The organism is Streptomyces guryensis (assembly GCF_021261325.1).
Taxonomy (GTDB): Bacteria; Actinomycetota; Actinomycetes; order Streptomycetales; family Streptomycetaceae; genus Streptomyces; species Streptomyces guryensis.
The window spans coordinates 1-21,858 of sequence record NZ_JAJSBI010000021.1 but is presented as its reverse complement, the minus strand read 5'-3'; the positions used below and the strand labels follow the sequence as shown (position 1 = coordinate 21,858).

Sequence of the window (21,858 nt, the reverse complement as noted above, 5' to 3'; positions counted from 1 at the left end):
CGAGCACGGATAGTCGAGCACGGATAGTTGAGCACGGATAGTCGAGCACGGATAGTCGGGCATCCATGGTCCTGCACGGTTGATCGCGTGCCCCGGCCCGAAGCGTTGCCCATCATGCTCGTCCATGCCCCGGCTGCCGCACCCCGCCCCCGAAGACCTGCGCCGTGAGCGGCAGCCTCTGCGTGGCCGTACCGCCCTGGTGACCGGGGCCGGCAGACGCTCCGGCATCGGACACACCGTGGCCCGGCGGCTCGCCGCGTACGGGGCGAGCGTCCATCTGCACCACCACGTGCCGCACGACTCGGCCATGCCCTGGGGCGCCGACCGTACCGAGGACGTGGTCGCCTCCGCGCCCGCCGAACTCGTCGCCACGGCCGTCTCGGCACTCGGCGGACGGCTCGACATCGTCGTCGCCCACCACACCCTCAGCGTCAGCGACGGCACCCTCGACACGATCGACGCGGCGATGCTCGACGCGCACCGGGCGGTCGAGACCCGCTCGGTGCTGCTGCTCGTCCAGGCCCACGCCCGGCACCGCGCCTGACTGCCGTCGCAAACTCCGGGCGGACGCGTCGTGATGATGACCTCCCGCCAGGACATCGCGGGCGTATGACCGGCGAGATCGCCTACGCCCCCAGAAGGGTGCCCTCGCCTCGATCACACGCTCCCTGTCGACCACGCTCGCCGAGCAGGCGATCACGGTGAACACCGTCGACCCGGGTCCGGTGGACACGGACACACGACCGGAGAGACGTAAGATGCGGTCGCTTCCCGCTTCCCGTCCGGCCGTTGGGGCAGGCCCGACGATCCCGGCCGCCTCATCGCGTGGCTCGCCACCGACGAGGCGGACTGGATCACGGGCCAGGTGATCGACTGGGAGGGCGGCTTCCGCCACTGACCTGCCGGGCTGTCAGAGCTGGGCGAGCTCGTCCACCAGGTCGTCCAGGCCGAGGGAACCCTGCGAGAGTGCCGCCATGTGCCAGGCCTTGAGGTCGAAGGCGTCGCCGTGCCGCTCACGCGCCTTCTCGCGGCCCCGCAGCCAGGCCCGCTCGCCGAGCTTGTAGCCGATCGCCTGGCCGGGGATGGTCAGGTAGCGGGTCAGCTCGCTCTCCACGAAGTCCGCCGGCCGGCTGCTGTGCGCGCCGAAGAACTCCTGGGCCAGCTCGGGAGTCCAGCGCTCGCCGGGGTGGAAGGGGGAGTCCGCGGGGATCTCCAGCTCCAGGTGCATGCCGATGTCCACGATGACCCGGGCCGCCCGCATCATCTGTGCATCGAGGTAGCCGAGCCGCTGCTCCGCGTCCGTGAGGTAGCCGAGCTCGTCCATCAGCCGCTCCGCGTACAGCGCCCAACCCTCGGCGTTGGCGCTGACCCCGCCGATGGTGGCCTGGTAGCGGGAGAGATCCGCGGCCACGTGCGCCCACTGCGCGAGCTGCAGGTGATGGCCGGGGACGCCCTCGTGGTACCAGGTCGAGACGAGGTCGTAGACCGGGAAACGGGTCTGCCCCATCGTCGGCAGCCAGGTGCGGCCCGGACGCGAGAAGTCCTCCGACGGTGCCGTGTAGTACGGGGCTGCCGCGCCGCCGGGCGGGGCGATGCACGACTCCACCTTCCGCACCCGCTCGGCGAGTTCGAAGTGCGTGCCGTCCAGCTCGTCGATCGCCTGGTCCATCAGACCCTGCAGCCAGTCGCGGACCTCGTCGACGCCGTCGATGTGCTTGCCGTGCTCGTCGAGGTGCGCGAGCGCCACCCAGGGCGTCCCGGCACCGGGCAGGATCCGCTCGGCCTCCTGCTTCATCTCGCCGAGCAGCCGGTGGAACTCGGCCCAGCCGTACGCGTACGCCTCGTCCAGGTCGAGGTCCGTGCCGTTGAAGTAGCGAGCCCAACGCCCGTACCGCTCACGGCCCACCGTGTTCGGCGCGCCCTCGACCGCCGGCGCGTACACGTCGCGCATCCAGTCACGCAGCTCCACGACGGCGGCGGTGGCCGCGCGAGCCGCCTCGTCCAGCTCCCCGCGCAGCGCCTCGGGGCCGGCCGCCGCGAAGTCCTCGAACCAGCCGCGGCCCTTGCCGTCCGTGTCCGACCACTCGGTGAGCTGCTCGACGAACGTGGCCGTCGGGCGCGGAGCCGCGTACAGCTTGCGCTCCAGACCGAGCGCGAGGGACTCGCGGTAGCCGGCGTACGCGGCCGGTACCGCGCGCAGCCGCTCGGCGATCGCCGCCCAGTCCTCCTCGGACTGGTTCGGCGTCACGGTGAAGATGTCGCGCACCGAGTGCGCGGGCGTGGCCATGTTGCCCACCGAGCGCAGGCCCTCCTCCGCCTCGTGCACGGCCAGTTCGGCGGTCAGACGCTCACGCAGCAGCCGGCCGCAGCGGCGCTCGATGTCACTGTCCGAGCCGGGTTGCCGCTCGGCATCGTCGAGCCGCGCCAGGGTCTTGCGCGCCAGTTCCGCGATCGCCTCCTGGCCTGCGGGCGAGAGGTCGGGCAGCCTGCTCGAACTCTCCTTCACGCCGAGGTACGTACCGGTCACCGGGTCGAGGGCGATGAGCTCGTCGACGTATGCGTCGGCGACCTCGCGGGGCAGCGGGTTCGTGGTCTGTGACATGCGGTCCATCCTCATACGAGGGGCCGCCGCCCGTCACCCGGATTGAGCCGAGGGCGTAGGCGGCGAAAACGGCGGGACAGGGCGTACGACGTGCTCCGGGCCGTGGCCCCGGACGCCGAAACGGCCCGGCGTTCACGCCGGGCCGTTCGCAGGTGCGCCGTGCCGGGCGCTAGTCCCGTGCGATCCGCTCGCCGACCTGCTCCTCCGCCACCTCGTACGGCGGCCGGGAGCCGGACCGGCCTGCTCGCAGGCGGGCCGTGATGACCAGGGTGCCCTCCTCGATCTGGTAGTCGAGGGGGAGTCCCAGACCGCGCATCGCCGCGACCATGCCGGTGTTGGATGCCTGCGTCACGGCGTACACGCTCTCGCAGTTCGCCTCGGCCGCCATCGCCACCAGCCGCTCCAGCAGTTCACCGCCGACGCCACGGCGCTGCCACTTGTCCTCGATCAGCAGCGCGACCTCCGTCTCGTCGCCGTCCCACAGCAGGTGGCCGAGGCCGACGAGGCGCCCCGACGCGGTCTGCACCGCGAGGGTGCGGCCGAAGCGCGGGCTGAGCAGGTGGTTCAGGTAGCGGTCCGCGTCGCCGACCGGCCCGTGGTAGCGCATGCCGAGCGTCCGCGCCGAGCACCGTTCGTGCATCGCCTTCGCGGCCTCCAGGTCGCGTGCGTCGGCCCGGCGCACGGTGATCTCGTTGCCCTCGGGCAGCGTCAGTACGTCCTGGCTGTGCGGCACGCGCGGTCCGAGCCGGGCGTCCAGCTCCACCAGCGCCCGCGCCCGGGCGAACTCGGTCGGGGTGAACGGCAGATACGGCCGCTCCACGGTGATCACTCCGCCTTCCGGCGCCCGCAGCCGCATCACGGTGTCCTCCAGCGCTCCTTCCACGGGCACGCCTCCCGGACCCCGGCCGCCGCCGACGGGTGTGGCGGGCAGTTGGCGAATGGTGCACCGGCCCAGCAACTGCCGCAGTGCGAGCGGCAGTTCGGCCGCGTCCAGGGCGGTGCGGGCGGCCAGGCCCAGCACCCGGGTGGGCGCGTCCACCAGATCGTGGGCGTCGGCCCGCTCGATCCAGGTGTCGGTACCCCCGGCCAGCGAGACCACCTTGGTGAGTTCGGACGCCATGAGCCCGCCGGGAGCCCGCAGCAGGAACTCGTCCACCGTGCCCTCGGCCAGCGGATGCGTCTGCAGGCTCAGGATGTCGATCTGCCGCCCCGCCAGCGCCGTGCACAGCGCGGCCAGTGACCCCGGTTCGTCCTTCACCGTCGTCCGCATCCGCCACAGGGTGCTCTGACCGGGCACGGCCTCCGCTGTCGCCGACGACTCGTCGGACGGCCCGGCCTGCTGCTCCTGGGGCAGCGACCGGGCGCCGGTATCGCCGGCCGGAGGTGCATGACCGTGGCGGCGTGTCCACCAGGCGGGCAACCGCTCCGCGATGTCGCGCATCCACTGGTGCACGGGACGGCCCTGCTTCGCACAGGTCACATCAGACATTTCTCGACTCATGCAGCCACTGTGAAGGAAAGGTGTTGCGTGATCACGAACGCTTTGTGACTGATCGGTAAAGTGTGGTTATGCTCCTTTTGTAGAACTTTGAATTGATCGTGCCGCGATGCCCGCGGCATGGAGAAGCCGCGCACCGGGGGATGACGCCGGTACGCGGCCCACGGGAAAGCGTACGGGAGTTACTGTCCGACCCGGCCCGGCTGCAGCACCTGCGTGAACAGTACGGTGCCGTCGTATTCGCGCAGCCGGACCGTCAGCTCGCCGCTGTCACCATCGATGTCGACCTCGCCGAAGAACTGGTAGCCCTGGGCAGGCGAGACGTTCGCGGTCGTCGGTGCCTTCACGAACACCCGGTCGGGGCCGAAGGTGTTGTCGAGCGCGTTGGCCGGGAAGGCGCCGGCGTTGAGCGGGCCGGACACGAACTCCCAGAACGGCTCGAAGTCCTTGAACGCGGCCCGTGACGGGTCGTAGTGCTGGGCGGAGGTGTGGTGCACGTCGGCCGTCAGCCACACGGTGCCGGTGATCCGCCGGTGCTTGATGAACCGCAGCAGTTCGGCGATCTGCAGCTCACGGCCCAGCGGCGCGCCCGGGTCGCCCTGGGCGACGGCCTCGAAGTTCGGCTTGCCCTCGACCGGGTCGGGCACGACCAGCCCGAGCGGCATGTCGTTGGCGATCACCTTCCACACCGCGCGGGACCGGGCGAGTTCCCGCTTGAGCCACTCCAGCTGCTCGCGGCCGAGGATGCCCACCGGGTCCGTGGTCTGGTTGTCCGGCGAGTTGGCATTGCGGTAGGTGCGCATGTCGAGCACGAACACGTCCAGCAGCGGGCCGTGGCCGACCTTGCGGTAGATCCGGCCGTCCGGGCGCCCGCTGACGGTAGAGATCGGGAAGTACTCGGAGAAGGCCTGCCGGGAGCGCAGTGCCAGGTCGTCGAGCTTCGTGCCGGCCGGGTAGGGCGTGCCGGTGCCGATGACCTCGCCCGGGTACCAGTTGTTGCGGACCTCGTGGTCGTCCCACTGGATGATGTTGGGCACCTGGGCGTTGAACCGGCGCAGCGCCTGGTCGAGCAGGTTGTAGCGGAAATTGCCCCGGTAGTCGTCCAGGGTGGTCGCGACGTGCGACTTCTCCTCGGTGGTGACGTTCCGGTAGACGCTGCCGTCGGGCAGCGTTGCGGTGGCCGAGATCGGGCCGTCGGCGTAGATGTTGTCGCCGCTGCACAGGAAGAAGTCCGGGTTCACCTTCGCCATCGCGTCGAAGATGCGGTAGCCGCCGATGGACTCGTTGATGCCCCAGCCCTGCCCCGCCAGGTCGCCGGACCACACGAACTTCACGTCCTGGCGGCGCTTGACGGGCGCCGTGCGGAAGGTGCCGGTCACCGGCTCGCCGGTGCGGCGTGGGTCGTCCGGGTCGGCCAGCAGCACGCGGTAGTGGAGCTGCTCACCGGACGGCAGCCCGCGCAGCCGGGTGGTGCCGGTGAAGTCCGAGTCGGCGCCGAGCAGCGGACCGTGCCATCTGCGCGGGTTGCGGAACGACTCGGTCGCCGACGTCTCCACGATCATCCGGGCGGGACGGTCGGAGCGCACCCACACGAGACCTGAGTCGCAGGTCACGTCTCCCGCCTGTACGCCCCAGCCCGCCCGGGGGCGCCCGGAGAGGGCGAACGCCGGTGCCGCGCCGAGGGTGGTGGGCAGGGTCAGGGCCGCCGAGGCGGCGAGGGAGCCGCGCAGGACGCTGCGGCGCCCGGGGAGCGGACGGTGTGTCATGGATGCGCCTCCAGGGACGGGATCCGGCCAGTGTGCGATGCCACAACTACTGGTGCGCCGCAGCGCGTACGGAAACCAGAAGTGAACAACTGACCGCAGGGACAAGGGAACCGGTGTGCGACCGGGGAGACAGCGGGGCGAATGGCATGAACCATCCGTTGCTTTCCGCGCCGGCCACCCCACGGTCATGCGTCGGTCGCTTGCGCCATCAGCCGTACACCTGCGCGGATCCGGGTGGGTGACAGATGCGCGTACCCCAGGACCAGCTGTATACCGCCGCTGCCCTCGTGCGCTGCACGCGCGTGCGTGTAGTCCGTCAGCGGGCGTACGGCCACACCGGCCGCGGCCACGCGCGCGAGGAAGTCCTCCTGGGGGCCGTACCGGTGCGGGAGCGCGGCGATGACATGCAGTCCAGCCGCGATCCCAGCCACCTCCGCGCCCGGGAAGTGCTCCCGCAGCGCGGCCACGAGCGCGTCACGGCGTTCACGGTAGGCGCGCTGGCAGCGGCGCAGCTGGCGGTCGTAGTCGCCGCGCTCCACGAAGCGGGCGAACAGCGCCTGGTCGAGGGTGGGATGGCCGAGGTCCATGGTGCGCTTGCGCTCGACGACCTCCTCGGCCAGCGCCTGAGGTACGAGCAGCCAGCCCAGCCGCAGGCCCGGAGCGAGCGACTTGCTGACCGAGCCCGTGTAGGCCACGTGTTCCGGGTCCAGTCCCTGCAGGGCGCCCACGGGGGCACGGTCGTAGCGGAAGTCGCCGTCGTAGTCGTCCTCCAGGACGAGCCCGTCCTCGGACCGCGCCCAGTCGAGCAGTTCGGTGCGGCGGCGCGCGGAGTACGCGATCCCGGTGGGGAACTGGTGGGAAGGCGTCGTCACCACGGCCCGCACCCCCGAGTCCCGCAGCGCTCCGACGACGATTCCCTCGCCGTCCAGGGGCAGGGGCACCGTGGTGACACCGGCCGAGGCATACAGCGCGTCGTGCTGGGGGCTCCCGGGATCCTCGACGCCGACCGAGCGCAACCCGCGCGCGTGGAGCACGAATCCCAGCAGCGTCGTCGCCTGCGCCACCCCGGAGACGATCACGATCCGCTCCGGGTCCGCGACCACACCCCGGCGGCGTGCCAGCAACTCCGCCAGGGCGGTACGCAGCGGCGGCAGCCCGCGCGGGTCGGGATAGCCGAGGTCCTGGTGGGGCAGTTCGGCCAGGACCGCGCGCTGTGCCGCGGCCCACGCGGCGCGCGGGAACAGCGACAGATCCGGCGTTCCTGGCACGAAGTCGGCGCGCGCACCGGGGGAGCGCGGGGCGAGATCACGTGCGGGTGGGGGAGCGGCCCGCACCGCGCCTCCCACCCAGGTGCCCGCACCCCGCCCGCTGCGCAGATAGCCCTCCGCCGTCAACTGCTCGTACGCCTCGGTGATCAGTCCCCGTGAGACTCCGAGGTCGGCGGCGAGATCGCGGCTGGAGGGCAGCCGGGTGCCCGGCGCCAGCCTTCCCGCGCGCACCGCCTCACGCAGTGCTGCCTGTAGCGAGCGTCCACGCGTGCGTGCCGGCGCGGCGGCGGCCGGCAGGAGCAGTTCCCAGGCGGGCGAGCCCGGTCGGCCGGGCTCCGCACTTCCGCCCTGGTCCGCACTCCCGCCAGGCTCAGGAACCCCGACAGGCTCAGGAACCCCGCCCGGCTCAGGAATCCCGTCCCGATTGGTCTCCGATGACGTCATGGAAATGGACCTTAAACCGGACCGCAGCGCTGCCTAGCGTCGCTGCCATGAACGCCACCCCCACCCGCGGAGCCCTCCTCGCCGCACTCGCCTGCGTCCTCGTCGGCGGATCCTTCACGGCGAACAGCGTCCTGGGCCACTACCCGTACGCGGGCGGCCAGTTCCTGCGCTACGGCCTCGCCGGCCTGCTGTTTCTCCCCCTGACCGGCGCGGGAGCGGTCGCGCGGCTGCGGACGCTCGCGCCCCGCCAGTGGGCCCGCCTCGCCCTGCTGGCCGCCGTCGGCATGGTCGGCTTCAACCTGGCCGTCATCGCGGCAGAGCGCTCCGCGGAACCGGCGGTACCCGGTGTCTTCGTGGGATGCGCGCCCGTGGTGGTGGCTGTCGTGGTCCCGGTCCTGGCGGGCCGTCGTCCCCAACGCCGGGTGCTGTACGGCGCGTTGCTGGTCGCCTTCGGCGCCTTCACGGTCCAGGGGTGGGGGCGTACGGACGGCACCGGGATCGCCTTTTCGTCCTGTGCGTTGGCCGGGGAGGTCGGTTTCGCCGTACTCGCGGTGCCGGTTCTGCGGCCTCTGGGGCCCCGGCTGCTGTCCGCCACGGTGTGCGGACTCGCGGCGGCCGAGTCCGCGGCCGCCGGACTGCTCGCGGACGGCACGGCGTGGCTGCGGCGCCCCGACGCCACCGAGGCCGGCGCGCTGCTGTGGCAGGCGGCGGTCGTCACCGTCGTCGGGTTCGTGTGCTGGTACATGGGCATGCAGCGGCTCGGCGCCGAGCGCGCCACGCTGTTCTCCGGCCTCATCCCGGTCGCCGCCGCCTGCACGGCCCCGCTCGTCGGAACGGGCTCCTACGGGGCCGCCCAGGCCGTCGGCAGTGCGCTGGTCGGCGCCGGAGTCGCCCTCGGATCCGGCGCGCTGACCTTGAGGCGTGCCGGGTCAGCGGCTGCCGTCGAGGATGACGCGGGCGACCAGCGCCGGGTCGTCGTTCATCGGGCAGTGCCCGCAGCCGGGCAGTCGCACCAGCCGGGCCCGGGGGATGATCTGCTTGGCGCGCACCCCCTGACGGCGCACGAGCAGCATGTCCCTGGTGCCCCAGCCCACGGTGACCGGAATGGAGGGGATGTCGTCGGAGAACTGGACCGTACTGCCGGCCCGGAGGGTCGCGTCGAACCCCGTGGCCTGCGCCAGGGCCAGCGTCTCGGCGACCACGGCCTCGGGTGAACGGCGGCCCGGGCGGGCGTAGATCGTGCTCGTCAGCATGGTGCGGCCGGCCGCCGAGTGCGACAGCCGCTCCACCAGGGGCAGCGGCAGCCGCCGGGAGATGTGCCGCATGGCGAGCAGCACACCGAAGGCGTAGCGCCGCTCGGCCTCGGACCAGAACCCGGCCGGCGACAGGGCGGTCACCGACCGCGCGAGCTGCCCGCGGCCGAGTTCCAGGGCGAGCAGGCCGCCCAGCGAGTTGCCCGCCACATGCGGACGCTCCAGCTCCAGCGCCTCGCAGAACGCGCCGAAGACGGCCGTCGTCGTGGGCAGGTCGTAGGCGAGCCCGTCCGGCAGGGCCGGGGAGACGCCGAACCCGGGCAGGTCCACGGCGATCACGTCACGCTCGGTCGCCAGGATGTCCACCACCGGGTCCCAGGCCTGCCGGTGGTGACCGATGCCGTGCAGCAGGAGCAGCGGTTCGCCGCTGCCCACGCGCGCGTAGGAGACGGTCACGGGCTGCGGGCCACGTGGAGAGGGGACCTTGAAGGAGACGGTGGCGGACATGGGGGTGCTCCTCGTCTGGGGCTCGCTTACGGACGCCGTGTAGACAGCTTGTCAGCAATTGCTACCGACGGGTAGCCCCTGAAGGTGGCCGACCTCCCGGCCGTACGCCCTTTCAATGGCCCTGCGGACCTCCAGGTTGAACTCCGCGTGCCCCAGATGCCGGAAGAGATCGAGCCACAGCGGCAGCAGCATCTCCACGCTGCGTGCCGAGCGGATGCCGCCCAGGCCGAGCACCCGGTGCGGAGGCGGCCTCCAGCGCGGCGAGCGCCACCCGCCCGCCGACGGCGACCACCACCACCTCTGCGGCCGAGGCCGCCTCCGCGAACGTGCCGGCCCGCGCTCCCGCGCCGGCCTCGCGCACCCACTCCAGGGCGGTGGGACTGTCCTTCGCGCGGGAGCCCGGAGTCACCTCGTGGCCCAGCTCGGCCGGCCTGCCGCCGAGGGTGCGGCCGACACCGCCCGTGCCCGGAACCGCGTACCCCATGGCCATCTCCGCGAGTCCGGCCGCCGGCGGCCCGCGCGCCATTCCGCTCCGGGACACACGGATTTCTCCTGGACATGTCCGGACGTGTCGCATGGGATGAGTCCGTGACCACCGACACCGAGACCGACGTCTTCGAAGAGCACCGGCCCGTCCTGCTGGGGGTCGCCTACCGCATGCTCGGGCGGGTGGCCGACGCGGAGGACGTGGTCCAGGAGGCCTGGCTGCGCTGGTCCGGCGCCGACCGCAGCGAGGTGCGCGAACCGCGCGGATACCTGGTGCGCATCACCACCCGCCTCGCCATCGACCGGCTGCGTCAGGTCAAGGCGCGCAACGAGGCCTACGTCGGCCCATGGCTTCCCGAGCCCTATGCGACCGACTTCGGGGACACCGTCCCGGACACCGCCGAGCGTGCCGTGCTCGCCGACTCCGTCTCGCTGGCCGTCCTCGTCGTCCTGGAGTCGCTGTCGCCGCTGGAGCGGGCGGTGTTCGTGCTCCGCGAGGCCTTCGGCTACCCGTACGCCGACATCGCCGTCATGCTCGACCGCGGTGAGGCGGCGGTGCGCCAGCTCGCCGGGCGGGCCCGCAAGCACGTCGAGGAGCGGCGGCCGCGCTACGAGGTCGATCCCGGCCGGCGTCGCGAGCTGACCGAGCGGTTCCTCGCCGCCGCGGCGGAGGGAGATCTGGAAGGTCTCATGGCGCTGCTGGCGCCCGACGTACGACTGGTGGGCGACAGCGGCGGCAAGTCCAGGGCGCCGCTACGGGTACTGGAGAGCGCCGACAAGGTGGGCCGTTTCCTCGTCGGGGCCGCCAAGAAGGGCGTGCCGGCCCAGTCCTTCCGCTTCATGGAGCTCAACGGCGGCCTCGCGGTCGTCGTCCTGTCCGCGGGCAAGCCCGACAGCGTCTTCCAGGTGGACGTCTTCGAGGGCCGCATCCAGTCGCTCTACATCATCCGCAACCCGGACAAGCTGCTCTCGCTTGCCTCCGAGTAGGCGGCGTGGGCCGCCCCCGTACGAACACCTCGTGAACCCTGCGCGGCGCGCGCCCTGTGCCGTGCCCATGGGATCCAGGATTGGTCTTGACCAAGGGTTTGGGCCGCCCTATGGTCGCAGATAAGTGCAACAACCTTTAATAAACAAGGGCGCTAAAACGCCGCCGGATCACGGCGATTGCGGAGGACAGGGTGGGGACCACGCAGTTGGAATCGGTGCCGGAACCGAAGTACTGGCATCTCAAGACCGTGCTCAGTGAGGCATTGGACTCCGAGTTCTCCGTGGGCGAGATCCTGCCCAACGAACGCGACCTGGCGGCCCGCTTCGGCGTCGCGCGCGCCACGCTGCGACAGGCCCTGGAGCAGCTCGAACTGGAAGGCAGGCTGCAGCGCCGCCGCGGTGTCGGGACGACCGTCGCCCCGCCGCGCGTGGGCGTCGCGGTCGGCACCGAGCAGCAGGCCTGGCCGGGGGGCGCCGGGGACGTCTGGCAGGCCGTCGACTGCACGCCCGCGGCGCCGCCCGCGGCCGTCGCCGCCGCGCTGGAGACGGGCCCGGACGACACCGTGTACACGGTGCGCCGCTCGCGCGTCTCCCAGGGCCAGCCCGTCGCCGCGGAGCTGCTCTACGTCCCGGAGTCTTCGGTGCCCGAGCTCTCCGCCATAGACGCGCCGTCCGGACCGGCACGCGCGCGTGCGGTGCTGCGCGAGCTGCAGCGGCTGGAGCTGGAGGGGCGGGACAGCGCCGTCGAGCTGGGCTCCGCCCGAGCGGACGACGCCAGGGAACTGGACCGGCTCCCGGGGGCGCCCGTCCTCGTGGTCACCACCCGCTTCCTCGCCGACGGCCGCACCGCGGCGCTCTCCGTGGCCACGTACCGTGCGGACACCTGCCGTCTGACCTTCGGCGACTCGGGCGGCGTGGAGATCCACCAGGGGCCCGAGCGCCAGGCCTCCTGAGGCCCGGCCTCGCCTGACCTGCTGTGCCCCGGAACTCCTCCGGGGCACAGCGCGTTGCGGCGCCGGTGACTCAGCGCCGCGCCGTCACCGTGCCCTCCACCGCGAACAGCTGCTCCTCCACGTGGTCCAGGGCGAGTCGCAGCGCGCCCGTCGCGACCGCCGCCTCGCCCAGCAGCGACAGGGCCACCTTCGGCGGACGAAGGCAGTAGCGCGCCAGCTCGCGGCGCAGCGGCTCCAGTACGCCGTCCAGGCCGGCCGCCCAGCCGCCGACGACGACGAGTTCCGGGTCGAGCGCCAGGACCAGGGCGGCCACGTCGTGGACGAGCCGCTGGATGAAGCGGTCGACGGCGGCGCGGGCCCGCTGGTCGCCCTCGCGGGCCTGCGCGAAGACCTCGGCGACGGCCTGCTCGTCGAGCGGGTGCAGTGGCTCGTCCGTGGTGGACAGCAGCGTCTCCGGGGTCACCTCGCGGCCCAGCAGATGCAGCGCGCCGATCTCGCCGGCCGCCCCGCCGTACCCCCGGTGCAGCTGCCCGCCGATCAGCGAACCGGCTCCGGGGCTCAGCCCGGCCAGCACGAACACCACGTCGTCGGACTCGGTGGCCGCGCCCTTCCAGTGCTCGGCGACGGCTGCGGCGTTGGCGTCGTTCTCGACCAGCACCGGGCACTTGAAGGACCGGCTCAGCCGCTCACCCAGGCGCAGCCCCGTCCACTCGGGCAGTGCCGCGCACAGCCGCACCGTGCCGTCGGCCTCCACGATCCCCGGTGAGGCGACCCCCACGGCCCGCAGCGAGCCCCGTGCGACCCCGGCGCGGCGCAGCAGTTCGGCCACCGCGGTACGCAGTCGCTCCAGGCGCTCGTCGGCCGGGGCCGTCTCGTCGACGTCCTTGGCGACGGACCCGAGCACCCGGCCGTCCAGGTCGGCGAGGAGCGCGGCGACCCGGTGGGAGCCGATGTCCACGCCCAGCAGATGCCCGGCCTCGGCCCGGAACCGGAAGCGCCGCGCGGGCCGCCCCTGCCGTCGAACCAGGCTCTCGTCGGCCGCCTTCTCGACGACGTAACCCGCCTCGATGAGCCCTTCGACGACGCCCTCGACAGTCGGCCGGGACAGCCCGGTCACCCGGGTGATCTCCGTCAGTGTCGCCGCGTCCGTGGCGCGCAGCGCGTGCAGCACCACCGCGGAGTTGATCCTTCGCAGCAGCGAGGGATCCCCGCCGGTCAGCCGCCCCAACGTCCCGTCCTCCCAGCTCGTGCGCGTGTTGGCCGGATCGTACCGGGTCGCTCCGCTGGGCAGGGCCGCTTGGCAGTGCCTGCCGCGTGCCGTCTTTTGTCTGCCGCGCCGTCGTGGCTGGTCGCGCCCCGCGGCGGAGCCGCACAGGGGCACTGCCCGCGTCCCTTCGGGGCACGCTGCACTCGCCCGGGGCCACGAAGTGTGGAGCGTACGACGCCGGGATGTCTGACGCCTCACCAATTGTCAGTGTCGGCCGCTTTACTGGATCACATGGACATCGCGAAGGACCTGGCCCTGACCGACCTGCTGTGCACCGAGGCCTTTCCGACGGAGCACAGCGAGACGCGGATCGCCGCGGGTGGACCCGGCTACTACATCACCCCGTTAGGGACGGGCCCCTGGCCGAGCGCGGACGATCTGTACGCCTACGAGGCCGCCCTGGTGCAGCGATACGACGAGAGATGGGGGGACGCGGCACGGTGGGGTGGCGTGACGCTCCAGGAGCGGCGCAGCCGGGGGGAGGACATACCCGAGCCCTGGGACGTGCTCAGCACCCGCGCGGACGACCTGCGTACCTGGGAGGCGACCGGCACGGGGCGCTGGGTCAACCTGGCTGTCGCCGACCGCGACACCGAGGAGGAGCCCGAACTCCTCCTCATGGTCACTGAGATAGACCCGCCCTGACCCGCAACCTCCCGAACTCCTGCGCCATCGTCTCCGCCGTCCAGTGCGCATTGAGCCCGCTCGGATTCGGCAGCACCCACACCCGCGTCTCCCCGAACGTCCGCTCCTGCGGCCCCACCTGGGCCAAGCGGTCGTCGAAGGCCGCCCGGTACGCGGTGACTCCCACCACCGCCAGCCAACGCGGCCGCAGCTGCTCCGTCTTCAGCGCCAGCACCCGCCCGCCCTCGCGGTATTCCTCCGCGCCCAGCTCGTCGGCCCGCGCGGTCGCCCTTGCCACGACGTTCGTGATGCCCAGCCCGTACGACAGCAACTCGCCCTGCTCCGACGGCTTCATGAGCCGCGGGGTGAAGCCGGACAGGTGCAGCACCGGCCAGAAGCGGTTGCCGGGGCGGGCGAAGTGATGGCCCGTAGCGGCCGTCATCAGGCCAGGATTGATGCCGCAGAAGAGCACGGAAAGGCCGTCCGCGACCACGTCCGGGACGAGGCGGTCGCGGGCGGCCTCCAGTTCCGCCGGGGTGAAGCGGGTCAGAGGATCGCCCCCGGCGTGTAGCCCGCGGCCTCCGGGTGCTGCTTGACGATCTCCTCGATGCGTCCGACGACCGTGGCGACCTGGTCGGCGGCGGCGCCCGTGAAGGACAGCTTGTCGGCCATCAGCGCGTCCAGCCGGGCGCGGTCGAGCGGGATGCGGTCGTCGGCGGCGAGCTTGTCGAGGAGCTCGTTGCGCTCGGCGCCCTGCTCGCGCATCGCGAGGGCGCAGGCGACGGCGTTCTCCTTGATGGCCTCGTGCGCCAGCTCACGGCCGACGCCCGCGCGCACCGCACCCATCAGCACCTTGGTCGTGGCCAGGAAGGGAAGGTAGCGGTCCAGTTCGCGGGCCACGACGGCCGGGAAGGCGCCGAACTCGTCGAGCACCGTCAGGAACGTCTCCAGCAGACCGTCCAGCGCGAAGAACGCGTCCGGCAGGGCCACACGGCGCACCACCGAGCAGGACACGTCGCCCTCGTTCCACTGATCGCCGGCCAGCTCGCCGGTCATCGAGGCGTAGCCGCGCAGGATGACCATGAGGCCGTTGACACGCTCGCAGGAGCGGGTGTTCATCTTGTGCGGCATCGCGGAGGAGCCGACCTGGCCCGGCTTGAAGCCCTCGGTCACGAGCTCGTGCCCGGCCATCAGCCGGATCGTCTTGGCCAGTGAGGAGGGGGCCGCCGCCAGCTGCACCAGCGCGGTCACGACCTCGTAGTCGAGGGAGCGCGGGTAGACCTGCCCGACGGACGTGAACGCCTGCGAGAAGCCGAGGTGCCGGGCGATGCGGTTTTCCAGATCGGCCAGCTTGCCCGCGTCGCCGCCGAGCAGGTCCAGCATGTCCTGTGCCGTGCCGACCGGGCCCTTGATGCCGCGCAGCGGGTAGCGGCCCAGCAGCTCCTCGACGCGGCCGTGGGCGACGAGCAGCTCGTCGGCCGCCGTCGCGAAACGCTTGCCCAGCGTGGTGGCCTGCGCCGCCACGTTGTGGGAGCGGCCGGCCATGACCAGCTCGCCGTACTCGCCGGCCAGCTTGCCCAGGCGCGCCAGAACGGCCACCGTGCGGTCGCGCATGAGTTCCAGCGAGAGCCGGATCTGCAGCTGCTCGACGTTCTCGGTGAGGTCCCGGGAGGTCATGCCCTTGTGCACGTGCTCGTGCCCGGCGAGGTCGTTGAACTCCTCGATCCGCGCCTTCACGTCGTGCCGCGTGACCTTCTCGCGCTCGGCGATGGAGGCCAGGTCGACGGTGTCGAGGACACGCTCGTAGTCCGCGATCGCCGCGTCCGGCACCTCGATTCCGAGGTCCTTCTGGGCGCGCAGCACGGCGAGCCAGAGCCGGCGCTCCAGCTTCACCTTCTGCTCGGGGGACCAGAGCGTGGCGAGCTCGGCGGAGGCGTATCGTCCGGCGAGGACGTTCGGGATGCGGGGCTTGGCGGGCGCAGAAGTCACGTGTACGGATTCTACTGGCGATTCGTGCAGGCCAGCGCCACGGTCGCTTTCGGCGGAACCTACGAGATCTGCGTCACGCCATTGCCGAGAGGTTCTCGCCCCCGCCGCCCCTACCCGTCCCATCCTGGAGGGGCTCTGCCCCTTCGGCCCCGCTGGGGCTGCGCCCCAGACCCCCATCGCCCTGAACGGCCTCGTCCTCAAACGCCGGACGGGCTGAAAAACTACGCCGCCGGATCCTCGTACGGCAGCAGTTCCGGCCGCTTGGCGTCGGCCGTCCCCGGACGGGCCTTCAAGGAACCGAGACGTCCTCTCCTGCGGGTCATCAGGCGTTGATGTACTGGTCGGCCCAGGCGCTGATGATGCGGGCGGCTCGCTGCGCCTGCCCCCGTGCGGTCAGAAGGTGGTCTGCTCCTTCGAGCGAGACGAAGCTTCGCGGGTGCCGCGCCGTGCGGAAGATCTCCCCGGCGTTGGCGATATCGACGGTGTCGTCGTTGGGCGAGTGCATCACGAGGAGTGGCCGGTCCAACTCACAGACCCGGTCGTGCAGACGGGCACGGCGGACGTCCTCGACGAAGGCGCGCTTGAGGACCAGGGTCCGCCCGCCGACGAACCACTCGTGCTGCCCGTCGCTGAGCACGCGATCCACGACCGCGTCGTACTGGTGCTCCACGTGGCTGGGGTCGGCGGGCGCCCCGATCGTGGCGACCGCGCGGACGCCGTTCGCCTCGGCCGCTGCGGCGATGGCGGCGGCGCCTCCCCACGAATGCCCCACCAGCAGGTCTGCCGGTGTCCCTCGCTCTGCCATCAGAGTTGCCGCACGGACGGTGTCCTGGACCTTGACGGTGAAGGAGCCGTCACCCCAGTCGCCGTCGGAATCGCCGATCCCGAGGTTGTCGTAGCGCAGCATGCCGATCCCCTCGCGGGCCAACTGCTTGCTGACCCGCGAGGCGGCCGGCGAGTCCTTGCCGAGCGTGAATCCGTGGACGAAGATCCCCCAGCCCCGGACCTCGCCCTCCGGCAGGTCGATCGACCCGGCCAGCTCGGGGCCGACGACACTCTTGAATCTCACTTCTTCGGACATGTTGCGATCACTCCGGTCGGCTGTTCGTGGAGGTCGGCGTGGAGACGAGCAGCTCGGTGATCTCCTTGGCAAGGTCCGGGCCGAGCTCACCCCAGCCGTCCTTGTAGCCGTAGACGCCGGCCAGGGTGCGGGCCTCGTAGTCGCCGTTCATGATCTCGATGTCGTCGGCGGTGATGAGCGCCGGGTGGGCGACCCCGACGGCCGCCGAGACCTTGGTCAGCTCCTTGCGCAGGGTGCGCAGGTAGACAGCGGCCCGGGTGGCCTTCGAGGCCGGGTCGAGGCCGCGGGCCAGCCACTGGTTCTGGGTGGCGATGCCGGTGGGGCACTTGTCGGTGTGGCACCTCTGCGACTGGATGCAGCCGATGGACAGCATCGCCTCACGGGCCACGTTGACCATGTCGGCGCCCAGGGCGAACGCGACCGCGGCGTTCTCGGGCAGGCCGAGCTTGCCGGAGCCGATGAAGGTCAGGTCGTCGGTCAGACCCAGCTCGGCGAAGGCGCCGTAGACCCGGGAGAAGCCCATCCGGAACGGCAGTGACACCGAGTCGGTGAAGATCAGCGGCGCCGCCCCGGTGCCGCCCTCGCCGCCGTCGACGGTCACGAAGTCGACACCACGATCCCCACGGGCCATCAGCGTGGCCAGCTCCTGCCAGAAGCCCATCTCGCCGACCGCGCTCTTGACCCCGACCGGCAGACCGGTCTCGGTGGCGACCAACTCGACGAAGTCGAGCATCGAGTCGACGTCGGTGAACGCGGTGTGCCGCGACGGGGAGGCGCAGTCCTTGCCGACCGGGATGCCGCGGATCCGGGCGATCTCCGGGGTCACCTTCGCGCCCGGCAGCATCCCGCCCAGCCCTGGCTTGGCGCCCTGGGAGAGCTTGATCTCGATTGCTTTGACGGGGGCGCTCGCGACCACGTCCTTGAGCTTGTCGAGGTTGAAGCTGCCGTCCTCGTCGCGGCAGCCGAAGTACGCCGTACCGATCTGAAGGACGAGGTCGCCGCCGTTGCGGTGGTACGGAGACAGGCCGCCCTCACCCGTGTTGTGCATCGTGCCCGCCAGTGCCGCCCCCTTGTTGAGCGCCGTGATGGCAGCGCCGGAGAGCGATCCGAAGCTCATCGCCGAGATGTTCACCACGCTGGCCGGCCGGAACGCCTTGGCGCGCCCCCGCGGCCCGCCCAGGACCTTGGCCGAGGGCAGTGGAACGAGCGGGTCGTGCACATCGGGCAGCGTGCCGGCGAACGTGCGCTGTTTCAGGTAGGCATGCCCCTGCACATGTTCGACGTCGACGTCGGTCCCGAACCCGAAGTAGTTGTTCTCCTCCTTCGCCGACGCGTAGATCCAGGAACGCTGGTCACGACTGAACGGCCGCTCCTCCTCGTTGGAGGTCACGATGTACTGCCGCAGCTCCGGCCCGATCGTCTCCAACAGGTACCGGGCGTGCCCGATCACCGGGAAGTTCCGCAGCAGTGCGTGCCGCTTCTGGACAAGGTCGCGGGCTGCCACCAGCGCCACTGCTGTTGCGGCGATGGCGCCGATCCTCCGGGCCTGCATGAAGGTTCCTCCTCGAGGCACGGCTCCATCGCCATGCGGTGGAGCCCGCTTGTGTCACATCGGGCGCCGGACGGCGCACACAGCCAAGGGCGCGCCGGCGCCATCCAAGAAAGGCGAACCGACTCTAGAAGGCCACACGGATATGCACAGCGACGGCGATCACATCACCCAAACGACCGGGCCCAGGCCTCGCCCGCACGCAAGCGCCGGACATCAGCCTGTTGCTTGACCTCGCCGGTTCCTCTGACCTGCTGATCTTGGTTCGTTCCCGAGACAGCAGGACGGCCGTACTTCACGCGTCGAGGTGTCGAGCAACGTCGCGTGAAGGAACGGCCGCTGGGAAGCGTCTCGCCCCTGAACAGCCCGCTGACGCCGCGCTGGGCATCCTGTTCCACTTTCGTGTCCAGTTCTACGACTGCCTCTGAAGCTGGGCGGATGCGCTCTTCGAGCTCACCGACGGGGTGCTCTGCTCGGACGGCCCGGTGGTGTCGCTGGTCGAGTTGGCGCTCATTTCGACGACAGCCGAACGCCGGCTCGGCCAGGATTTCCGTGAAGGCGATCATGCTCCTCGGGCGCGCGGAGACTCCCCGGCCGTGTCGCGATGCTGGTGGCGCTTACCCGAGTTGTCACGAGGGGAACCGCTCCGGGCGGAAGTCCGCCAGCATCTCGTCTCTCTTCCCGCTGAGGATCTCCGAAGCGAGGAGCCGGCCGATGACCGGTCCGAGCGTGATGCCGCTGTGGGAAACGGCCTCGTAGTAGCCCGGTACGGACGGCACCCCTCCCACCGAGGGGAACCCGTCGGCTGGGATGGGCCGGTGGGCTACCCGAGTCTGTGCGATGCGGGAGTTACCGAGTTCGGGAACCAACTTCCACGCCGATTCACGGAGCAGCCGCGCGAGTTGCACTGGACCTTCGCCGGTGTCGATGAGTGCGTCGATCTCGCGGCTGTGGAGGACCACCGATGCGTCCCCGTCCGGACGGATCTCGATGTGAGGCGCGTGCATGGCCCGGCGAACAGGGACCTGAGCACAGGCGATCCGGGTGAGGACGCCGGGTTCCCGGCGCATCGGCAAATGCCGTGAGAGGAGCCCGGCGACGTGGGAGGCGCTGGGGCCCGCTGCGTTCACGACGATGTCGACGTCCAGACAGCTGCCGTCGGACAGAGCAACCGTCCGGATGCTCCCGTCGCCACCGGTGCCGATGTCGCAGACCGCGGTGCCGGACCGGAGTTCGGCGCCGAATGCAACAGCCTGGCCGACCAGGCGGCCGACGAGATGACGCCCGTGCACCCAGGCTTCGTCGGGGTAGAACAGGACTGGAACCTCGCCGGGCATCGTGAGAGCACGCTCGAGGTGCCGGCGCACCTCGGCCCCGGTGCACACCTCGACCTGGTAGTCCCAGCTGGTCAGCAGTCCGGCCGTTTCCAGGAGCTTCGCCTGCGCCGCGGGATCCTCTGCCCAGCGCAGGTGGCCTGTTGGATACCACCATGAGTCCGGCCCGATGGTCCCGGCAAGCTCACGGTGGGCTGCCATGCCCGCGACGTTCAGGTCGAAATAGGACTTGCGAGTGGTCTTGTTGCTGGCGTTGACCCACGAGAAAGACCAGTTGGTGACGCCCTCGCCCGGCTGGCCCGCGTCGATGAAGACCACCTTGGCGCCATGCCGGGACAGGTTCCAGCCCACGCTGGCTCCGAGGATGCCCGCCCCGATGACAGCAACACGTTCAGGCGGCTTCACAGCCCCGATCCCCACGAAGCCTCCCCAGATCATGGGCGAACTCCCGTTCCCAGTATGCAAGTACCGGTGACCGCGTGCTGATGTCCCATGTCTTCAGGTGATCAAGGGGCAGCCTCAGCCCGCCCTCGTCGCCATACCTCACACGCCACGGGATACAACCACCGCTCTGGGCCCATCAGGGACTTCAAGGAAGGGGACTTCAAGGAGAGACACCCTGACGAGCTGAAGTCAGCAGTGCCCCACCCGTCGCCGGTCCGTCACCCCGCTCTTCAGCCTGACGACCCCGTTCGTCACACTGACGCCGTGCCTCGAACAGCCACCGCCACCTCGTCCCGGCAGGTCCGCCGCCTTACCGCGATCGCGTTTTTGGGTCCGCCGGTGATCGTCGGGCTGTCGTTGCTGGCCGCCAATCCGGACTGGAGCGTGCTCGGACTGGTGCTCGGGACCTTCGCGCTGATCGCGACTCTCTCGCTGATGATCATCGCAGCGCCGAACGGGTGGCTGATCGTCGGCGGGGTGATCGTGGGGATCGCCGCGCTGTCCGGGCCGGGGCCGGTGCTGCAGGCGGAGGTGATGGCGCACCAAGGGCAGCGGGTGGAGGTGCGGGTCACCTCGGTGAAGACGTACCAGGGCAGGAACGGGCCGGAGTACACCTGCCTTCTGGCGCGGGTGGACGGCAAGCCGCTCAAGCACGCCGAGCTGGACAACGACTCCTGCGACGGGCCGATGGAAGTCGGGCAGACGGAGGACGTGCTCGTCGACCCGCACGGCTGGACGGCGCCGGAGCCGGCCGAGACGGACTACAGCGGGATCGACATCGCCGCATGGGCCCTGCCAGTGGTACTGGTGCTCTTCGAGCTGCTGGTCTGGCTGTCCCGGCGGGTCGGGCTGCGCCGGTTCGAGGGCCGCTGATGGCGCCCCGGTCCCGGAAGAACGTGGCCTGGCCCCCGCACGTGGTGCGGCGGCTCGCCCGCACAGCCGCGCTCGTCCCCCTGCTGATGGTGGGCATCGGCGTGCTCGGCACCAGCCCGGACTGGTTTCCGGCGGCGCTGATCCTAGGTCTGCTGACCGTGGCCCTCGCGATCGCGGTGCTGATGGCGACCGCGACCAACGGGTGGGTGTTCTTCGCCGGGCTGATCACCGGACTGGCCGTCGTGCTCGGCTCCGGGCTGGTCTTCCAGGCCGCGCTCATGCAGAGCCAGGGGCGGCGTACCGAGGTGCGGATCACCTCGGTGTACACCACCAAGGGCAAGACCGGCCCGATCTACCACTGCAGGCTGAAGCGGACCGACGGCAGGCCGATGGCCCACGCCGACATCGTCGGCCTGGGCTGCAACGGCACGGACGACGCGGGCACCAGCGAGGACCTGCTGGTGGACCCGAGCGGCTGGCTGGCCCCGCAGCCCGCCGATGCGGACTTCAGTCCCCTCCCCGTCGGCGTCGTGGGAGTCGGCGTCGCGGTCGGGTTGTGGGAGCTGACTGTCTGGCAGACTCGCCGGATCGGCCTGCGCGAGGCCGCGGCGAACCCGATGCCGCCCGGCCGGCCGAGCGGTGCCAAGCCGAGCGCCGACAACCGGAGCAAGAAGAAGCGCAAGCGGCGCTAGTGTCCCGCGCCCGTGATCCGCTGGTGGATGCGAGGGCCTCGACGACCGGGTTCAGGACGCCGTCCGGGCACGTTGACCGTTCAGCCGGAACCAGCTGGACGCGATACCGGCGGTATCGCGTCTAGGGCCTGTTGCGAAAGTGGATCTTGTTCGCTGATGATCACGTCTTGTGGGACGTGGGGATCTGACGAACGGCCAGTGGGCCCGGCTGGAGCCGTTGTTGCCGCAAGGCGTCAAGCCG

General features: G+C 71.2%; 18 protein-coding genes and 2 pseudogenes. 7 read left to right on the top strand and 13 right to left on the bottom strand.

What is annotated here, in order from left to right; genetic code table 11:
- Nucleotides 1-124 precede the first annotated feature (124 nt).
- Nucleotides 125-898 (top strand): annotated as a pseudogene (locus tag LJ657_RS33120) (SDR family oxidoreductase).
- A gap of 12 nt (nucleotides 899-910) precedes the next feature.
- Here the strand turns inward: LJ657_RS33120 and LJ657_RS33115 are convergent.
- The 4 genes from LJ657_RS33115 to pdxR form a co-directional block, all read right to left on the bottom strand.
- Nucleotides 911-2,602, bottom strand: coding sequence for a DUF885 domain-containing protein (locus LJ657_RS33115; protein ID WP_232652593.1), 1,692 nt, complete (start codon nucleotides 2,600-2,602; stop codon nucleotides 911-913).
- Nucleotides 2,603-2,771: 169 nt separating this feature from the next.
- Complete coding sequence (locus tag LJ657_RS33110; RefSeq protein ID WP_232652710.1) at nucleotides 2,772-4,043, bottom strand: GNAT family N-acetyltransferase; 1,272 nt, start codon at nucleotides 4,041-4,043, stop codon at nucleotides 2,772-2,774.
- A 239-nt stretch (nucleotides 4,044-4,282) separates the two neighbouring features.
- Nucleotides 4,283-5,866 (bottom strand): alkaline phosphatase D family protein, encoded by a 1,584-nt coding sequence (locus tag LJ657_RS33105; protein WP_232652592.1) that lies wholly within the window; start codon nucleotides 5,864-5,866, stop codon nucleotides 4,283-4,285.
- Between the two features lie 185 nt (nucleotides 5,867-6,051).
- A complete protein-coding gene (pdxR, locus tag LJ657_RS33100) occupies nucleotides 6,052-7,578 on the bottom strand; it encodes a MocR-like pyridoxine biosynthesis transcription factor PdxR (RefSeq protein WP_232652591.1) in 1,527 nt (508 codons plus the stop codon).
- Here pdxR and LJ657_RS33095 point away from each other — a divergent pair.
- Nucleotides 7,569-8,414, top strand: a pseudogene (locus LJ657_RS33095) (EamA family transporter); the annotation flags it as partial. The gene pdxR and the pseudogene LJ657_RS33095 overlap by 10 nt on opposite strands.
- Nucleotides 8,415-8,507: 93 nt before the next feature.
- On the opposite strand, the gene LJ657_RS33090 reads toward LJ657_RS33095, so the two are convergent.
- Complete coding sequence (locus LJ657_RS33090) at nucleotides 8,508-9,338, bottom strand: alpha/beta fold hydrolase (RefSeq protein ID WP_232652590.1); 831 nt, start codon at nucleotides 9,336-9,338, stop codon at nucleotides 8,508-8,510.
- A 112-nt stretch (nucleotides 9,339-9,450) separates the two neighbouring features.
- Nucleotides 9,451-9,879: an NAD(P)-binding domain-containing protein gene (locus LJ657_RS33085; protein ID WP_308117097.1), complete on the bottom strand. Its 429-nt coding sequence runs from the start codon at nucleotides 9,877-9,879 to the stop codon at nucleotides 9,451-9,453.
- Nucleotides 9,880-9,926: 47 nt separating this feature from the next.
- Here LJ657_RS33085 and LJ657_RS33080 point away from each other — a divergent pair, with 47 nt between their 5' ends.
- Together LJ657_RS33080 and LJ657_RS33075 are read left to right on the top strand one after the other, a co-directional pair.
- Nucleotides 9,927-10,811 (top strand): RNA polymerase sigma-70 factor, encoded by an 885-nt coding sequence (locus tag LJ657_RS33080; RefSeq protein ID WP_232652589.1) that lies wholly within the window; start codon nucleotides 9,927-9,929, stop codon nucleotides 10,809-10,811.
- Between the two features lie 191 nt (nucleotides 10,812-11,002).
- A complete protein-coding gene (locus LJ657_RS33075; RefSeq protein WP_232652588.1) occupies nucleotides 11,003-11,764 on the top strand; it encodes a GntR family transcriptional regulator in 762 nt (253 codons plus the stop codon).
- Nucleotides 11,765-11,834: 70 nt separating this feature from the next.
- Here the strand turns inward: LJ657_RS33075 and LJ657_RS33070 are convergent, their stop codons facing one another.
- Entirely contained in the window at nucleotides 11,835-12,992 is a 1,158-nt protein-coding gene (locus LJ657_RS33070) for an ROK family transcriptional regulator (RefSeq protein ID WP_232652587.1), read from the bottom strand.
- A gap of 270 nt (nucleotides 12,993-13,262) precedes the next feature.
- Between LJ657_RS33070 and LJ657_RS33065 the strand changes: the two genes are divergently transcribed.
- The gene (locus LJ657_RS33065) at nucleotides 13,263-13,676 is read left to right on the top strand and encodes a hypothetical protein (RefSeq protein WP_232652586.1); all 414 of its coding nucleotides are present in this window, start codon (nucleotides 13,263-13,265) and stop codon (nucleotides 13,674-13,676) included.
- On the opposite strand, the gene mug is transcribed toward LJ657_RS33065, so the two are convergent.
- The 6 genes from mug to LJ657_RS33035 form a co-directional block, all read right to left on the bottom strand.
- The gene (gene mug, locus LJ657_RS33060) at nucleotides 13,654-14,205 is read right to left on the bottom strand and encodes a G/U mismatch-specific DNA glycosylase (RefSeq protein WP_232652709.1); all 552 of its coding nucleotides are present in this window, start codon (nucleotides 14,203-14,205) and stop codon (nucleotides 13,654-13,656) included. The genes LJ657_RS33065 and mug overlap by 23 nt on opposite strands.
- Entirely contained in the window at nucleotides 14,202-15,644 is a 1,443-nt protein-coding gene (gene purB / locus LJ657_RS33055; RefSeq protein WP_232652585.1) for an adenylosuccinate lyase, read from the bottom strand. Before purB ends, mug begins: the two co-directional genes overlap by 4 nt.
- Nucleotides 15,645-15,966: 322 nt before the next feature.
- Nucleotides 15,967-16,713 (bottom strand): alpha/beta hydrolase family protein, encoded by a 747-nt coding sequence (locus LJ657_RS33050; protein WP_232652584.1) that lies wholly within the window; start codon nucleotides 16,711-16,713, stop codon nucleotides 15,967-15,969.
- Between the two features lie 19 nt (nucleotides 16,714-16,732).
- Nucleotides 16,733-18,277 carry an FMN-binding glutamate synthase family protein gene (locus LJ657_RS33045; RefSeq protein ID WP_232652583.1) on the bottom strand — a complete coding sequence of 515 codons (1,545 nt, stop codon included), beginning with the start codon at nucleotides 18,275-18,277 and terminating at the stop codon, nucleotides 16,733-16,735.
- A gap of 164 nt (nucleotides 18,278-18,441) precedes the next feature.
- Nucleotides 18,442-18,840, bottom strand: a complete 399-nt coding sequence (locus tag LJ657_RS33040; protein WP_232652582.1) for a hypothetical protein — start codon at nucleotides 18,838-18,840, stop codon at nucleotides 18,442-18,444.
- Between the two features lie 63 nt (nucleotides 18,841-18,903).
- A complete protein-coding gene (locus tag LJ657_RS33035) occupies nucleotides 18,904-20,046 on the bottom strand; it encodes an NAD(P)/FAD-dependent oxidoreductase (RefSeq protein ID WP_269787211.1) in 1,143 nt (380 codons plus the stop codon).
- Nucleotides 20,047-20,316: 270 nt separating this feature from the next.
- On the opposite strand from LJ657_RS33035, the gene LJ657_RS33030 reads away from it, so the two are divergent.
- Nucleotides 20,317-20,925: a hypothetical protein gene (locus LJ657_RS33030; protein ID WP_232652580.1), complete on the top strand. Its 609-nt coding sequence runs from the start codon at nucleotides 20,317-20,319 to the stop codon at nucleotides 20,923-20,925.
- On the top strand, nucleotides 20,925-21,617 hold the full coding sequence (locus LJ657_RS33025; protein WP_232652579.1) for a hypothetical protein: 693 nt from the start codon (nucleotides 20,925-20,927) through the stop codon (nucleotides 21,615-21,617). Before LJ657_RS33030 ends, LJ657_RS33025 begins: the two co-directional genes overlap by 1 nt.
- Nucleotides 21,618-21,858: the final 241 nt, after the last annotated feature.

Excerpts from the sequence above, each read along its gene's own strand:
- LJ657_RS33105 (WP_232652592.1), bottom strand. The coding sequence starts at position 5,866 with ATGACACACCGTCCGCTCCCCGGGCGCCGCAGCGTCCTGCGCGGCTCC.
- pdxR (WP_232652591.1), bottom strand. The coding sequence starts at position 7,578 with ATGACGTCATCGGAGACCAATCGGGACGGGATTCCTGAGCCGGGCGGG.
- LJ657_RS33025 (WP_232652579.1), top strand. The coding sequence starts at position 20,925 with ATGGCGCCCCGGTCCCGGAAGAACGTGGCCTGGCCCCCGCACGTGGTG.
- LJ657_RS33065 (WP_232652586.1), top strand. The coding sequence starts at position 13,263 with ATGGACATCGCGAAGGACCTGGCCCTGACCGACCTGCTGTGCACCGAG.
- LJ657_RS33110 (WP_232652710.1), bottom strand. The coding sequence starts at position 4,043 with ATGCGCGACATCGCGGAGCGGTTGCCCGCCTGGTGGACACGCCGCCAC.
- LJ657_RS33035 (WP_269787211.1), bottom strand. The coding sequence starts at position 20,046 with ATGATCTGGGGAGGCTTCGTGGGGATCGGGGCTGTGAAGCCGCCTGAA.
- LJ657_RS33040 (WP_232652582.1), bottom strand. The coding sequence starts at position 18,840 with ATGATCGCCTTCACGGAAATCCTGGCCGAGCCGGCGTTCGGCTGTCGT.
- LJ657_RS33115 (WP_232652593.1), bottom strand. The coding sequence starts at position 2,602 with ATGTCACAGACCACGAACCCGCTGCCCCGCGAGGTCGCCGACGCATAC.
- LJ657_RS33090 (WP_232652590.1), bottom strand. The coding sequence starts at position 9,338 with ATGTCCGCCACCGTCTCCTTCAAGGTCCCCTCTCCACGTGGCCCGCAG.
- LJ657_RS33045 (WP_232652583.1), bottom strand. The coding sequence starts at position 18,277 with ATGCAGGCCCGGAGGATCGGCGCCATCGCCGCAACAGCAGTGGCGCTG.